The organism is Streptomyces sp. NPDC053432, from assembly GCF_055585365.1.
In genome coordinates this window covers 64,735-77,863 of sequence record NZ_JBVJKF010000001.1, presented here as the reverse complement: position 1 = coordinate 77,863, position 13,129 = coordinate 64,735, and the positions used below count along the sequence as shown (strand labels likewise).

Sequence of the window (13,129 nt, the reverse complement as noted above, 5' to 3'; positions counted from 1 at the left end):
CGCGGCGGCCGGAGCCAGGTCCTACGCCGCGCCCGGGGACGGCGCCGCCTGCGCGGCCGCCGTCGGGCCGGTGCCCGGCGTCGTGGAGGGCGCCGGAGCGGGCTCGCAGACGATCTCGTCACGCGGGGTGTAGTGGGTGGAGTACTCCTCCCGCTTCACCTCCCGGCCGTCCTTGACGAAGATCCGGCCGACCTTGACGTCGAAGCCCTCCAGGGGCGTCTGGACCTCGCAGGTCGGGCTGGGGTCCGTGTGCTTGGCGGGCGGGGTGACGTGGGTGCGCGGACCCTTGGTCGCGCGGATCTCGTCGTACTTCTTCGTGCCCAGCAGGGTGATCGTCAGCGAGGTGTCGGTCGACTGCGCCTGGACGTAGACGGGGTGGCCGGAGTCGTTGAGCCAGCGCAGGTCGAGGGTGCCCCATGCGACGGTCGCCTCCCGGCCCTCCGGGTAGCGCTCGATGTAGAAGGAGTGCGCCCCGTGCTCCAGGGGCTTCAGACCGGCGAAGAACACGGCGTTGTACATCGTCGTGGCGACCGCGGACACGCCGCCGCCGGGCGACTTCACGTACCGGCCGTCGTTGATCATGATGCCGTCGACGAAACCGTTCTCCTTGGTGCGCTCCCCGACCGTGCGGTTGAAGCTCCACTCCTCGCCCGGCATGACCACGGAGCCGTTGATCAGCTCCACCGCCCGCCCGATGTTCTTGGAGCGGTACGGGGCCGCCGGGAACTGGACGGTGAAGGAGGACAGCTTCTCCTTGATGCCGAGGCGCACGGCCGCGGCGTCGGTGAGCTGCGGCTGGACGGCCGTCGTGGACACCACGGCGCTGCGCTCGGCGCCCGAGCGGGTCAGCAGCGGCATCACGGCGCGGCCGAGGGCCTCCTCGGTGACCTCGTGCCCGGAGCGGCTGGGCTCGGTGACCACGGTGCGGCCCTTCGCGTCCACGCCGAGCACGGCGTCGCGCGGGGATCCGGCGGCCTCCCCGAGGGGGCCGGCCACGGCGGGGTCGGCGAGCAGGCCGCCGGAGTCCAGCGCCGGTACGAGCCGGCCGGCCGCGTCGGCCTTCATCTTCAGGTGCTCGCCGAGGACCACGGGGCTCACGGGTACGCGGGTGCCGGCCACGGTCAGGGTCACGGGCCCGGACACCGCGGGCTCCGCGAACTCGCGCAGGGCCCGCTTCGTCTCCTCGGCGCCCACCCGCGGTTCGGTGCGCCGGACCGGCAGTTCGAGCGGGCCGGACTCCGCGCGGGGCGCGAGGTAGGCGTTCCGGAGGGTGTCGAAGGCCGCGCCCTGTTCGAGGGTGACTCCGGCCTGTGCGGCGACCACCCTGGGCCTGCCCGAGTCGAAGGCTATGGATCCGTCGCGGACCTGCTGCGCGGTGCTCTCGCCGAGCCGCTCGACGCCGGTGCGCGCGGTCTGCGCGTCCGTACGGATCACGGGCTCGACGTCCGGGTCCCCGGAGGCGAACAGCCGGCCGATGACGCCGAACGGCCCGGTGCCCGGACCGGCGGCCCGGTCGACGGTCGCGGAGGTGTCCAGGGACAGCCCCACGGCCGCCGGTGCGACCTCCTCGACGCGGTCGCCGACGCGCACGGCGACCGGCGCGGTCGCGCGCGGCCCGAGGGCGCCGGTCAGCTTGCGTTCCGCCGCCGCGGGGCTCATACCGCCGATGTCCACGCCGCGGACCCGGGTGCCCGGGGCGATGTCGTCCCCGGCCACGAGCCCGGCGACGTAGAGGCCGCCCAGCCCGAGGGCGAGGGCGCCACCCGTCGCCATCGCGGCGATCCGCCGATTTCCTGTCCAGCTGCCCGCAGGTCGCACATCTCTCCTTGTGGCGCCGACCGGTCGCCGGGCGGCTCGCAGGCCGCGGCAGGGGCGCGTAGATGACGGTTGAGGTCATCCATCATCACCATGGAAATGTCCGATTAGGGAGAGAAGGTAATGGTTCTCACATGGCGGGCACAGGTGCTCCGGGTCCGGCGGCCAGTCCGTCGAGGACGAGTCGGAGGCCCAGTTCGAAGCCGCGGTCGTCGAGCGCGGCCAGGCCCTCCCCGGTGGCGGCCGCCCCGGCGAGGGAGTCGGCGAGCGCGGGGTACTCGGGCCGGTACTCGGCGGCGGGGCGGGTGAAGCCGGCGGTGAAGGTCTCCAGCGCGGAGCCCAGCACCAGGTAGTCGATGGCGGCGGCCGCCTCGGCGGCCCGGGCCGGGGTGCAGCCCGCCCGGACGAGCGCCCCGAGCAGGGCGTCGTAACCGCGCAGCGCCCGGTCCGCCTCGACGCGGCGGCGGGCCGCCGGTGCGATCGCGTTGGGGTGGCGCAGGTAGACGCGGCGGTAGCCGCGCGCGTACGCGGCGATCCCCTCGCGCCAGTCGGGTCCGTCGAGCGGACTCAGGTCGATTTCCTCGTTGATCAGCTCCGAGACCGCGTCCAGCACGTCTTCCTTGGAGGCGACGTGGTGGTAGAGCGATGCGCCCCTGACCCCGAGCCGGTCGGCGAGCGTGCGCATCTTGAGGGCCTGCGGGCCCTCCTCGTCGAGGAGCTCGAGGGCCGCGCGGGCGATGTTCCCCCGGCTGAGCAGCGGCTGGTTCGGACGGCCCACGTGTGATCCCCCTCGTTCGTGGCCGTCAGGTTACCCGTTGGCAAGGTCTTCCCCTGAGGTCCGGGTCGGGTTAAGGTCCCCGCAATCCCGCAACCTAACGACGTTAGATTTAACGTGCCGGGTCGTGCCGGCCGCCCCGGCGCGCCCCGGCGTCATGAGAGGTACACATGCCAGACCTTCCCTCCCCCCGCCCGGACGCGAGCACGAGCGCGGCCGCGGGCCCAGGCCCGGGCCCGGATGCGCGCACCGATACGGATGCCGCCCGGCTGGGCGACCTGGGCTACACCCAGGAGCTGAACCGCAGCCTCGGCGTCCTCGGCAACATCGCCATGGGCTTCGCCGTGGTCTCGCCCGTCGTGGCCCTGTACGCCGTCTCCATGGTCGGCACGATGATCGCCGGGCCCGCCTGGGTGTGGGCGCTGCCGATCGTGCTGCTGGGCCAGTGCCTCGTCGTGAACGTCTACTCCGAGCTGGCCTCCCAGTGGCCCCTCGCCGGCGGGCCCTACCAGTGGGGGCGCCGGCTGCTCGGCCCGTCCTTCGGCTGGATGAGCGGCTGGGTGTGGCAGTTCGCCGTCATGTTCGGCAACACCACCGTCGCCTACCTGGCGGCCCCCTGGGTCTTCGCCCTCGTCGGCGTCACCCCCACCCCGGGCGCCATGGTCGCGGTGGCCGCCGGGATCCTGCTGGCGTGCATGCTCGTGAACGCGTACGGGATCAGGATCCTGAGCCTGTTCGTCTCCCTGGGCATCGCCGCCGAGGCCATCGCCTCCGTGATCGTCGGCTTCGCGCTGCTGCTGTTCTTCCGCGAACACGGCTTCTCGCTGTTCACCGAGACCCTCGGCGCCGAGGAGCTGTCCGGCGGATCGACCGTGGCGGCCTTCCTGGCCGTGCTGGCGGTCGCGGGCTGGGGGTTCATCGGGTTCGACGCCTGCGTCTCCACCGCTGAGGAGACCAAGGACGCCGGCCGGCAGGTACCGCGCGCCATGTGGTGGGCGCTGCTCAGCGTCGGCCTCGTCGTCATCCTCAACGCGATGGCCGTGGCCCTCGCCCACCCCGCGCCCGAGGCCGTCGTCGCCGGTGAGGACCTGGACCCGGTGACGACCGCCGTCACCACCGCCTTCGGCTCCTGGTCGGACAAGCCCTTCGTGGCCGTGGTCCTGGTCGGCTTCCTCGCCTGCGCCATGGCCTCCCAGGGCGGCGCCGCCCGCGGTGTGTACTCGCTGGCCCGCGACGGCGGCTTCCCCTTCTCGCGCCATGTGCGCAAGGTCAACCGCCGTCAGGCCCCCATCGGCGGCCTGATCGCCTCCACCCTCGTCAGCTGTACCGGCCTGCTGCTCGGCCTGAACGCCACCGCCATCGGCAGTCTGATCGCCTTCGGCACCGCGGCCACCTTCCTGCCGTTCTTCCTGGTGGCGCTGGCCGCGCTGATCGCCCGGGTGCGCGGGACCTGGGTCCCCTCCGGGCACATCCGGCTCGGGCGCAAGGGCACCTTCCTGAACGTGCTGGCCGTGCTGTGGACCGCCTTCGAGGTCGTCAACGTCTGCTGGCCGCGGGCCGTCATGGCGCCGCTCGGAGCCCCCTGGTACCAGGTCTGGGCCGGTCTGATCGGCACCGGCGCGGTGATCACGGTCGGGCTGCTCTACCTCGCGGTCAAGAAGCCCCACCACGCGCTGCGCACGGCCGCGGCGGGTGAGCCGAGCGGGGGAGTCCTCGCCGCCGACCGGCTCTGATCGCTCCGGCACGCCGCTGACCGCTCGTGTCCGCCGCTGACCGCTCCGGTCCGCCGCTGATCCTCTTCTCATCCCGCAGCTCTGCCGTGCTTCAGGCATCCGCTTCACATCGAAGGAGTAATGTCATGGACCTGCCACGTCCGACCGCAGCCCGTACGAACCTGCCGCGCATGACCCGCCGCGGTTTCGGCGTCGCCGCGCTCGCGGCCGCCGCCGTTCCCCTGCTCGCCCGGACCGCCTCCGCCGAGGCGAGCGCGGACCTGCTCCGCGCTCCGGCCGAATGGGAGCCGCACGCGGGCTGTGTGATGGCCTGGCCCTGGGACAGGACCGCCGGCTGGGGCTCGCTGCTCGCCGACGTCCAGGCGGAGATCGCCGGGATCGCCCGGGAGATCGCCCGCTTCGAGCCGGTGATCATGGTTGCCGAACCGGGCACGGCCGCCCAGGCGCGCCAGCAGTGCGGCAGCACGGTCACCGTCGTCGAGTACCCGGTCAACGACTGCTGGACCCGGGACACCGGACCGCTCTTCGTGGTCGACCCGGGCACCACGCGCCGCACCGGCGTCGACTTCGGGTTCAACGGGTGGGGCGGGAAGTATCCGTACGACAAGGACGACTTCCTCCCCGTCGGGGTCTGCGCGTACCTCGGCGACCCCCGCACGCAGGTCGGGATGATCCTGGAGGGCGGGTCGGTCATCACCGACGGGCAGGGCACCCTCGTCACCACCGAGGAGTGCCTCCTCAACCCCAACCGCAACCCGGGCATGACCCGGGCCCAGATCGAAGCCCAGCTGCTCGCCTCGTACGGTGCGAGCAAGGTCATCTGGCTGCCGTACGGCCTCCACCACGACGACATCACCAACGGCCACGTCGACCTCGTCGCCGCCTATCTGGGACCGGCCAGGATCCTGCTCCACACCCAGCCCGATCCGTCCCAACCCAACCACGCCCGGATGGCCGCGAACAAGGCGGTCCTCCAGGCCGCGACCGACGCCTGCGGCAGGCCCTTCCAGGTGGTGGAGATGGAGCTCCAGCCCCACTTCCGCCACAAGGGACTGCTGGTGGAGACCTTCAGCTACACCAACTACTACCTGACCTCCGGCAGCGTCGTCGTCCCGCTCTCGGGCGAACCCGCCGACGCGCCCGCCCTGGACCGGTTCGCCTCGCTCTTCCCCGGCCGCCAGGTGGTCGGCACCCCGGCACGCACCCTGGCCTGGGGCGGAGGTGGCGTCCACTGCGTCACCCAGCACGTGCCACGCGTGCAGTAGTACGCGTGCAGTAGTAAGGGAGTGCGCAAACGCTCCGGCCGGTGGCCGCCGCGACGGGAGACGCGGCGCCCACCGGCCGGGGTACGGCACGTGGGAGGGGACGGACCTACATGGGGTCCATGCCCCGGTCGTCCATGCGGCCCTCCTGCTCGCTCTGCTCCTGCAGGCGGCGCGCCTTCTCCGTCAGCCGGCGGCGCTCCTCCGGGTCGGTCGAACGCGCGGCCGCGTCGTTCAGCTCCTTGGCCTTCATGCGCATCTGCTGGGACCGGCCGCGGGACTCGCCTGAAACGCTCATGATCGCTCCTCGGATCAGTGGGGGAGAGCGGGCGGACCCAGCGAACCAGCACCGCCGCGCGCACGCATCTCGAACCGTCACGGAGCGTGAAACGGAGCCCAGCGGCGGGGTACGGGACGACGCGAATGGCCGACCGCGGATGCCGGAGCCGGGCCCCAGGGCGAACCTGTGGGGGTGAGCCGAAACGACCCGGACGAAGACGCCGCCCTCAGCCCCGGCACCAGCCCCAGCCCCGGCACCAGCCCGGGCCCCGGCACGAGCACCCTCACCAGCACCCGCATCACGCTGCGGGTCAACGGCACCGAACACGCCCTGGAGCTCGACCACCGCACCACCCTGCTCGACGCCCTCCGTGACCATCTCGGCCTCACCGGAGCGAAGAAGGGCTGCGACCACGGCCAGTGCGGTGCCTGCACCGTCCTGCTCGACGGGCGGCGGGTCTGCGGCTGCCTGCTGCTCGCGGTCGCCCAGGACGGTGCCGCCGTCACCACGGTGGAGGGGCTCTCCGGGACCGCCACCGGCGCCGCGCTCCAGCGGGCGTTCACGGCCCGGGACGCCTTCCAGTGCGGCTTCTGCACACCCGGCCAGCTCTGCTCCGCCGTCGGCGCCCTCACCGAGGCCGCCGCCGACCCCGCGGGCCCGGTCACCCTCACCGAGCAGGAGACCAGGGAGCGGCTCAGCGGCAACCTCTGCCGCTGCGGCGCCTACCCGGCCATCGTCCGAGCCGTACGGGACGTGGCCGTACGGGAAGCCACCGCCGAGGACGCCGCCGAGGACGCCGCCGACCGGGACGCCGCCCGGTGAAGCCCTTCGGTTACGTCCGGGCCGCCTCCCTCCGGGAAGCCGCCGAGGCCCACGCCGCGCACCCCGCCGCCCGCTACCTCGCCGGCGGTACCAACCTCGTCGACCTCATGAAACTCGGCGTCGAGCGTCCCGCCACCCTCATCGACATCTCCCGGCTCCCGCTCGGCGCCGTCGAGGAGCGCCCCGGCGGCGCCCTGCTCGTCGGAGCCAACGCCCGCGCCGCCGACGTGGCCGCCCACCCCCTCGTACGGACCCGCTACCCCGCCCTCGCCCAGGCCCTGCTCGCAGGGGCGTCGGCGCAGCTGCGCAACGTCGCCACGACCGGCGGCAACCTCCTCCAGCGCACCCGCTGCAGCTACTTCCAGGATCTCTCCAAGGCGTGCAACAAACGCGAGCCCGGCACCGGCTGCTCCGCGCTGGACGGGATCCACCGCGACCACGCCGTGCTCGGCCACTCCACCCACTGCGTCGCCACCCATCCCTCGGACATGGCCGTCGCCCTCGCCGCCTTCGACGCGGGCATCGAGCTGTACGGGACGGCGGGCACCCGTACCGTGCCCGCCACCGCCTTCCACCGGCTGCCCGGGGACCACCCCGAGCGGGACACCGAGATCCGGGACGGCGAGATCATCACCGGGGTGCTGCTGCCCGCCGTCGCGCCCGGAGCGAGGTCCCGGTACCGCAAGGCCCGCGACCGGGCCTCGTACGCCTTCGCGCTGGCCTCCGTCGCCGCCGTCCTCGACGTCGACCCCGGATCCGGCCTGGTCCGCCACGCCGCTCTCGCCTTCGGCGGACTCGCCCACCGGCCCTGGCGGGCCACCGCGGCAGAGCGGGCGCTGACCGGAGCCGCGCCGACCGCCGAGACGTTCCGGCGGGCGGTCGAGGCGGAACTGGCCGAGGCCCGGCCCCTGCGGGACAACGGCTTCAAGGTCGTACTGGCCCGCAACCTCGCCTGCGACGTACTCGGCGCACTCGCCCGGGACACCGCCCTGTGACCCCCGCAGCATCGGAGAGGAGCCGCCCCGTGCCCCCGTACCCCGCGCTCGGCACCCCCACCGTCCGCGCCGAGGCGCCGGAGAAGGTCACCGGCGCCGCCCGCTACGCCGCCGACCACAGCCCGCCCGGCCGCGCCCACGCCTGGCCCGTCCCCGCCACCATTGCGCGCGGACGCGTCACCGCCGTCGACACGGCCGCCGCCCTGGCCCTGCCCGGCGTGCTCGCCGTCCTCACCCCCTTCGACGCGCCGCGCCTGGGCCCCTGGGACGACGACCCCACCCTCCACGTGCTCCAGGACCCGGCCGTCCCGCACCGCGGCTGGTACGTGGCCCTGACCGTCGCCGACACCGCGGAGGCCGCCCGCGCCGCCGCCGAGGCGCTGCGCATCGAGTACGCCACGGAACCGCACGACGCCGTCCTGTACGAGGACCACCCGGCCGCCCACACCCCCGAGGAGGTCAACGGCGGCTTCCCCGCCTTGCGCGAGCGGGGCGACCCGGACGCGGCGCTCGCCGCAGCGCCCGTGCGGATCGACTGCGTGTACACCGTGCCGCCGCTGCACAACCACCCCATGGAGCCGCACGCCGCCACCGCCGCCTGGGACACCGCCCGGCGCAGGCTCACCGTGCACGACTCCAGCCAGGGCACGGGCCTCGTGCGCAAGACCCTCGGAGCCCTCTTCGACCTGCCCGAGGACCAGGTCGAGGTCCACGCCGAGCACGTCGGCGGCGGCTTCGGCAGCAAGGGCACCCCGCGCCCCCACGTCGTCCTGGCCGCGATGGCCGCGCTGCGCACCGGCCGCCCCGTCACCCTGGCCCTGCCCCGGCGCCACCTGCCCGCCGTCGTCGGGCACCGCGCGCCCAGCCTGCACCGGATCGCGCTGGGCGCCCGGCGCGACGGCACGCTCACGGCCCTCACCCACACGGTCACCAGCCACACCTCGCGGGTGCGGGAGTTCGTCGAGCAGTCCGCCGTGCCCACCCGGATCATGTACGACGTACCCGACATCCGCACCCGTCACCGCATCATGCCCCTGGACGTCCCCACCCCCTCCTGGATGCGGGCGCCCGGTGAGACGCCCGGCATGTACGCCCTGGAATCGGCCGTGGACGAACTCGCCGACGCCCTCGGCATGGACCCGGTCGAGCTGCGCGTCCGCAACGAGCCCGCCGTCGAGCCGGACAGCGGCCTCCCCTTCAGCAGCCGCCACCTCGTCGCATGCCTGCGCGAGGGTGCGGAACGGTTCGGCTGGACCGCCCTGCGCACACCGCGCCGCGAGGGACCGCTGCTGTGCGGGGTCGGGGTGGCCGCCGCCACCTACCCCGTGTGGATCGCCCCCTCGACCGCGCGGGCGGTGGCCCGGCCGGGCGGCGAGCACGTAGTCGAACTCAACGCCACCGACATCGGCACCGGCGCCCGCACCGTCCTGATGCAGGTGGCCGCCGACGCCCTCGGGGTCCCGGCCGACTCCGTCACCGTCACCATCGGCAGCTCGGGCCTCCCGGCGGCCCCGCTGGCCGGGGGCTCGGCCGGCACCGCCTCCTGGGGCTGGGCCGTCCACGAGGCGTGCACCGCCCTCGCCGCCCGCCTGGCCGGCCACCGAGGGCCGCTGCCGCCGGAAGGGCTCTCGGCGACGGCCGACACCGCCGCGGCGGCCAAGGAGAAGCCCCCGTACGCCCGTCACTCCTTCGGCGCCCACTTCGCGGAGGTCCGGGTCGACACCGTCACCGGCGAGGTACGCGTCCACCGCCTGCTCGGGGTGTACGCGGCCGGGCGGATCCTGAACCCGGTCACCGCCCGGTCCCAGTTCGTCGGAGGCATGGTCATGGGCCTCGGGATGGCCCTGACCGAACACAGCTCGGTCGACCCGGCCCACGGCGACTTCGCCGAGAGCGACCTGGCCGCCTACCACGTGCCCGTGCAGGCGGACGTACCCGACATCCAGGCGCACTGGATCGAGGAGCACGACGCACACGTGGGCCCGCTCGGCGCCAAGGGCATCGGCGAGATCGGCATCGTCGGCGTGGCCGCCGCGATCGGCAACGCCGTCGCCCACGCCACCGGACACCGGCTGCGCAGCCTTCCCCTCACCCCCGACCGGGTGCTGGCCGTGCTCGGCTGAGATCAGGCCGTGTCCGCCCCGAGGGCGGTGGTGAGCGTGAACAGGGCGCCGTCCGGGTCGCGGAGCGTCACCCACCGCTCCTCGGCGTTCGAGGCGATGTCCGAGACGGTCCGGCCGCCGAGCGCGACGGCGGCCTCGACCGCCGGCTGCAGCTTCGGCACCCGGAAGTGCACGTGCCAGCGAGGCCGGGTGTGCGGGGAGTAGGACGCCAGCTCGACCGGGCCGCTGTTGAGCCGGGCGACGGGCACGCCTTCCTGCCGCAGCACCACCTGGTCCTCCTCGTAACTGACCTCGCAGCAGCCCGGGCGCCCGGTGGCCCACTCCAGCACCGCGCCGTAGAACATCGCCGCGTCCAGGGCGTTCCTGGTACGCAGCTCCAGCCAGGCCGGCGCCGGGCCCTTGCCCACCCGCCAGTCCGCGGCCACGTCGCCCTCCCAGATCCCGAAGACCGCGCCGTCGGGATCGGCCACCAGGGCCCCGCGGCCGCCGGACTCGAAGGAGACCGGACCGACGGCGATCGTGCCGGTGCGCTCCCGGATCCGGTCCACCGCCACATCGGCGTCGTCGACGGCGAAGTACGGGGTCCAGGCCACCGGGACCGCCAGATCACCGGCGAGGGCGCCGATGCCCGCCACCGGGACACCGTCCAGCAGCGCCACCGAGAAGGCCTCGCCGAGGCTGGCCCGCCGGAACCTCCAGCCCGCGACGGCACCGTAGAAGCGCTGCGCCGTGTCGAGGTCGCGGGCCATCAGGCTCACCCAGCACGGCGCCCCGAAGACCTCCCGCGTCGAAATCTCCACAGCTCGCTCCATCCCTCGCGCACCCCTGGTCCCATTCTGGTCCTTTTGGGGACGACCCACCCGGTCGACTTTCCCCTTCGTATACGAGAAGTGAACCTGAATCACGCTCCGTGGTGATCCGTGCCGCCGCGCCGCGCTAGCCTCGGTCCCGGACGCGTACCCGCACCCTCGGAAGGCAGGTCTCCCATGGCCGGTTCCCCGGCTCCCGCGAATCCCGCCGGCCCTGCCGCCTCCGCGGCCGCAGCCTCCGCGCCCCCCGGCATGGCCGCGACCCCCGTCGTTCCCGTGATCGATCTCGGCCCGTGGCGGTCCGGCGGCCCCGACGCGCGGGCCCGTACGGCCGCCCGGGTCGACGAGGCCCTGCGGGCGGCCGGATTCCTGCTCGTCACCGGGCACGGCGTGGACCCCGCGCTGCCCGCCCGGATCCGGGAGGCGGCGGGAGAGTTCTTCCGGCTCCCGGCCGACGTGAAGGAGCCGTACGCGGTCACGGTCGGCGGGCGCGGCTGGCTCGGGCCGGGGGCCGAGGCCAACAGCTACGCGGAGGGGGAGCCCTCGCCGCCCGACCTCAAGGAGTCCTGGTCCTTCGCGGCCGACGAGCCCACGGGGATCGCCTCCGTCGACGCCGAATGGTTCCGGCCCAACACCTGGCCGGCCGAGGTTCCGGCGCTGCGGCCGCTGGTGGAGGAGTACCTGCGCCTGATGCGGGCCCTCTCCGACGAACTGCTGGAGCTGCTGGCCACGGCCCTCGGGCTCGCCCAGGACCATTTCACCCGCCACACCTCACACCCCACCTGGGGGTTCAACCTCAACTGGTACCCCGGCACCGACACCGTCGGCCCGCCGCTGCCCGGCCAGTTCCGGATCGGCGCCCACACCGACTTCGGCACCGTCACCGTCCTCGACCGCCAGCTCGGCTCGGGCGGACTCCAGATCCACACCGACGCCGAGGGCTGGCAGGACGCGCCCTTCGACCCCGCGGCGCTCACCGTGAACATCGGCGACCTCATGGCCCGCTGGACGGGCGACCGGTGGCGGGCGGGCCGCCACCGGGTGCTGCCGCCGCCCGCCGACAGCCCGGCCGAGGAGCTGATCTCCCTGGTCTACTTCTACGAATGCGACGCGCACACCCGCGTGGAATCCCTGCCCGCCCCCATCGGCCGGATCGCCCACGACCCCGTCGACTCCCACGTGTACCTGCGGGGACAACTGGACGCGATCAGCGTGCCGGGGGACGGTGCGACCTCGGAATGACCCGCGCCCCGCCGAGGTGGGACGGCCCGATCATCCTGTGAGCTGACGATCCGCCATGCTCCGTTCCGTAGCGTCCAGTTCATGAATTCACGCAGCGCGGTGACCACCGCCGCCCTCTTGGTCCTCCTCCTGCCGATACCGCTCGCCGCCGCGGGCACCGCGTCCGCGGCCGACTCCCCGTCCGCGGCCGCGAGCCGCACCGCGGTGCCGGAACTCCCGCGCCCCACGGGCCGCTTCGCCGTCGGGCAGGACACCCTCCACCTCGTCGACCGCGGCCGCACCGATCCCTGGGCGCGGTCCGGGCCGAGGGAACTGATGGTCACGATGCGCTACCCCGCCCGCCGCGACACCGGCGGCACCGCGCGCTACCTCACCCCGGAGGAGGCCCGCCTGCTGCTCGTGGACCGCGGGCTCGACAAGGTCGTCCCGGTCGGGACACTGGCCGGGACCGTCACGCATTCCCGGTCGGGGGCCCGCCCCCTCGCCGGGAAGTACCCGCTCGTCGTCCTCTCCCCGGGCTTCACCGTCCACCGCTCGACCCTCACCGCCCTCGCCGAGGAGCTGGCCTCCCGCGGCTACGTGGTGGCCTCCGTGGACCACGCGTACGAGAGCGTGGGCACCGCCTTCCCCGGCGGGCGGGTGCTGGAGTGCCTGGCCTGCGAAAGGACCGAGGCGGGGACCCCCATGCGGGCGGTCAGCGACAACCGCGCCCGGGACGTGTCGTTCCTCCTGGACCGCCTGACCGGACACGACCCCGTCTGGCGCCACTCCGGACTCATCGACGAGCACCGCATCGCGATGGCGGGCCACTCCATCGGCGGCGCCTCCGCGGTCGCCGCGATGGCGGCGGACCCGAGGATCCGCGCCGGGATCAACCTCGACGGCGGACTCGCCACGCCCGTCCCCGCGGCCGGGCTCGGCGGGCGCCCCTTCATGCTGGTCGGCGCACAGGAACGCGGCCCCGGCGGCAACCCGAGCTGGGACCGCGACTGGCCGCTGCTCGACGGATGGAAGCGCTGGATCACCTTCACCGGCTCCGGCCACTTCACCTTCTCCGACTTCCCGGCGATCGGCGAACAGCTGGGTCTCCCGCTCGACCCGGGCGCGCCGCTCCCCGGCACCCGCTCCGTCGAACTGACCCGCCGCTACGTCACCGCCTTCCTCGACCTGCACCTGCGCGGCACGCCCCAGCCCGTCCTCGACGGCCCGGCCGCCGACGCCCCGGAAGTCCGCTTCCACACCCCCTGACCTGGGCCGGGCCGGCCGCGCGGCC

Annotated in this window: 11 protein-coding genes; 7 read left to right on the top strand and 4 right to left on the bottom strand. The window is 74.1% G+C overall.

The features are described 5' to 3' along the window. Positions 1–21 precede the first annotated feature (21 nt). Positions 22–1,773: a VanW family protein gene (locus tag ACZ6Y1_RS00340; RefSeq protein ID WP_469620033.1), complete on the bottom strand. Its 1,752-nt coding sequence runs from the start codon at positions 1,771–1,773 to the stop codon at positions 22–24. Between the two features lie 172 nt (positions 1,774–1,945). Beyond that, entirely contained in the window at positions 1,946–2,593 is a 648-nt protein-coding gene (locus tag ACZ6Y1_RS00335; RefSeq protein ID WP_469620030.1) for a TetR/AcrR family transcriptional regulator, read from the bottom strand. Between the two features lie 167 nt (positions 2,594–2,760). On the opposite strand from ACZ6Y1_RS00335, the gene ACZ6Y1_RS00330 reads away from it, so the two are divergent. Together ACZ6Y1_RS00330 and ACZ6Y1_RS00325 are read left to right on the top strand one after the other, a co-directional pair. Then, entirely contained in the window at positions 2,761–4,323 is a 1,563-nt protein-coding gene (locus tag ACZ6Y1_RS00330; protein WP_469620027.1) for an APC family permease, read from the top strand. A 125-nt stretch (positions 4,324–4,448) separates the two neighbouring features. Continuing rightward, on the top strand, positions 4,449–5,588 hold the full coding sequence (locus ACZ6Y1_RS00325) for an agmatine deiminase family protein (RefSeq protein WP_469620024.1): 1,140 nt from the start codon (positions 4,449–4,451) through the stop codon (positions 5,586–5,588). 106 nt (positions 5,589–5,694) lie between these two features. Here the strand turns inward: ACZ6Y1_RS00325 and ACZ6Y1_RS00320 are convergent, their stop codons facing one another. Beyond that, positions 5,695–5,883 (bottom strand): DUF6381 family protein, encoded by a 189-nt coding sequence (locus ACZ6Y1_RS00320; RefSeq protein WP_469620020.1) that lies wholly within the window; start codon positions 5,881–5,883, stop codon positions 5,695–5,697. Between the two features lie 279 nt (positions 5,884–6,162). Between ACZ6Y1_RS00320 and ACZ6Y1_RS00315 the strand changes: the two genes are divergently transcribed. The 3 genes from ACZ6Y1_RS00315 to ACZ6Y1_RS00305 are packed head-to-tail and all read left to right on the top strand — an operon-like array spanning position 6,163 to position 9,805. Then, positions 6,163–6,687: a (2Fe-2S)-binding protein gene (locus tag ACZ6Y1_RS00315; RefSeq protein ID WP_469621685.1), complete on the top strand. Its 525-nt coding sequence runs from the start codon at positions 6,163–6,165 to the stop codon at positions 6,685–6,687. Further along, positions 6,684–7,682, top strand: a complete 999-nt coding sequence (locus tag ACZ6Y1_RS00310; protein WP_469620017.1) for an FAD binding domain-containing protein — start codon at positions 6,684–6,686, stop codon at positions 7,680–7,682. The genes ACZ6Y1_RS00315 and ACZ6Y1_RS00310 overlap by 4 nt, the downstream gene beginning before the upstream one ends. A 29-nt stretch (positions 7,683–7,711) precedes the next feature. Beyond that, positions 7,712–9,805 (top strand): xanthine dehydrogenase family protein molybdopterin-binding subunit, encoded by a 2,094-nt coding sequence (locus tag ACZ6Y1_RS00305; RefSeq protein ID WP_469620015.1) that lies wholly within the window; start codon positions 7,712–7,714, stop codon positions 9,803–9,805. A 2-nt stretch (positions 9,806–9,807) separates the two neighbouring features. On the opposite strand, the gene ACZ6Y1_RS00300 is transcribed toward ACZ6Y1_RS00305, so the two are convergent. Continuing rightward, a complete protein-coding gene (locus ACZ6Y1_RS00300) occupies positions 9,808–10,554 on the bottom strand; it encodes a VOC family protein (RefSeq protein ID WP_469621683.1) in 747 nt (248 codons plus the stop codon). A 312-nt stretch (positions 10,555–10,866) separates the two neighbouring features. Between ACZ6Y1_RS00300 and ACZ6Y1_RS00295 the strand changes: the two genes are divergently transcribed. Together ACZ6Y1_RS00295 and ACZ6Y1_RS00290 are read left to right on the top strand one after the other, a co-directional pair. Beyond that, a complete protein-coding gene (locus tag ACZ6Y1_RS00295) occupies positions 10,867–11,856 on the top strand; it encodes an isopenicillin N synthase family dioxygenase (RefSeq protein ID WP_469620013.1) in 990 nt (329 codons plus the stop codon). Between the two features lie 81 nt (positions 11,857–11,937). Continuing rightward, positions 11,938–13,104 (top strand): alpha/beta hydrolase family protein, encoded by a 1,167-nt coding sequence (locus ACZ6Y1_RS00290; RefSeq protein ID WP_469620010.1) that lies wholly within the window; start codon positions 11,938–11,940, stop codon positions 13,102–13,104. The last annotated feature ends 25 nt before the right edge of the window (positions 13,105–13,129 follow it).

Excerpts from the sequence above, each read along its gene's own strand:
- ACZ6Y1_RS00340 (WP_469620033.1), bottom strand. The coding sequence starts at position 1,773 with ATGGCGACGGGTGGCGCCCTCGCCCTCGGGCTGGGCGGCCTCTACGTC.
- ACZ6Y1_RS00330 (WP_469620027.1), top strand. The coding sequence starts at position 2,761 with ATGCCAGACCTTCCCTCCCCCCGCCCGGACGCGAGCACGAGCGCGGCC.
- ACZ6Y1_RS00325 (WP_469620024.1), top strand. The coding sequence starts at position 4,449 with ATGGACCTGCCACGTCCGACCGCAGCCCGTACGAACCTGCCGCGCATG.
- ACZ6Y1_RS00320 (WP_469620020.1), bottom strand. The coding sequence starts at position 5,883 with ATGAGCGTTTCAGGCGAGTCCCGCGGCCGGTCCCAGCAGATGCGCATG.
- ACZ6Y1_RS00300 (WP_469621683.1), bottom strand. The coding sequence starts at position 10,554 with ATGGCCCGCGACCTCGACACGGCGCAGCGCTTCTACGGTGCCGTCGCG.
- ACZ6Y1_RS00295 (WP_469620013.1), top strand. The coding sequence starts at position 10,867 with ATGGCCGCGACCCCCGTCGTTCCCGTGATCGATCTCGGCCCGTGGCGG.
- ACZ6Y1_RS00290 (WP_469620010.1), top strand. The coding sequence starts at position 11,938 with ATGAATTCACGCAGCGCGGTGACCACCGCCGCCCTCTTGGTCCTCCTC.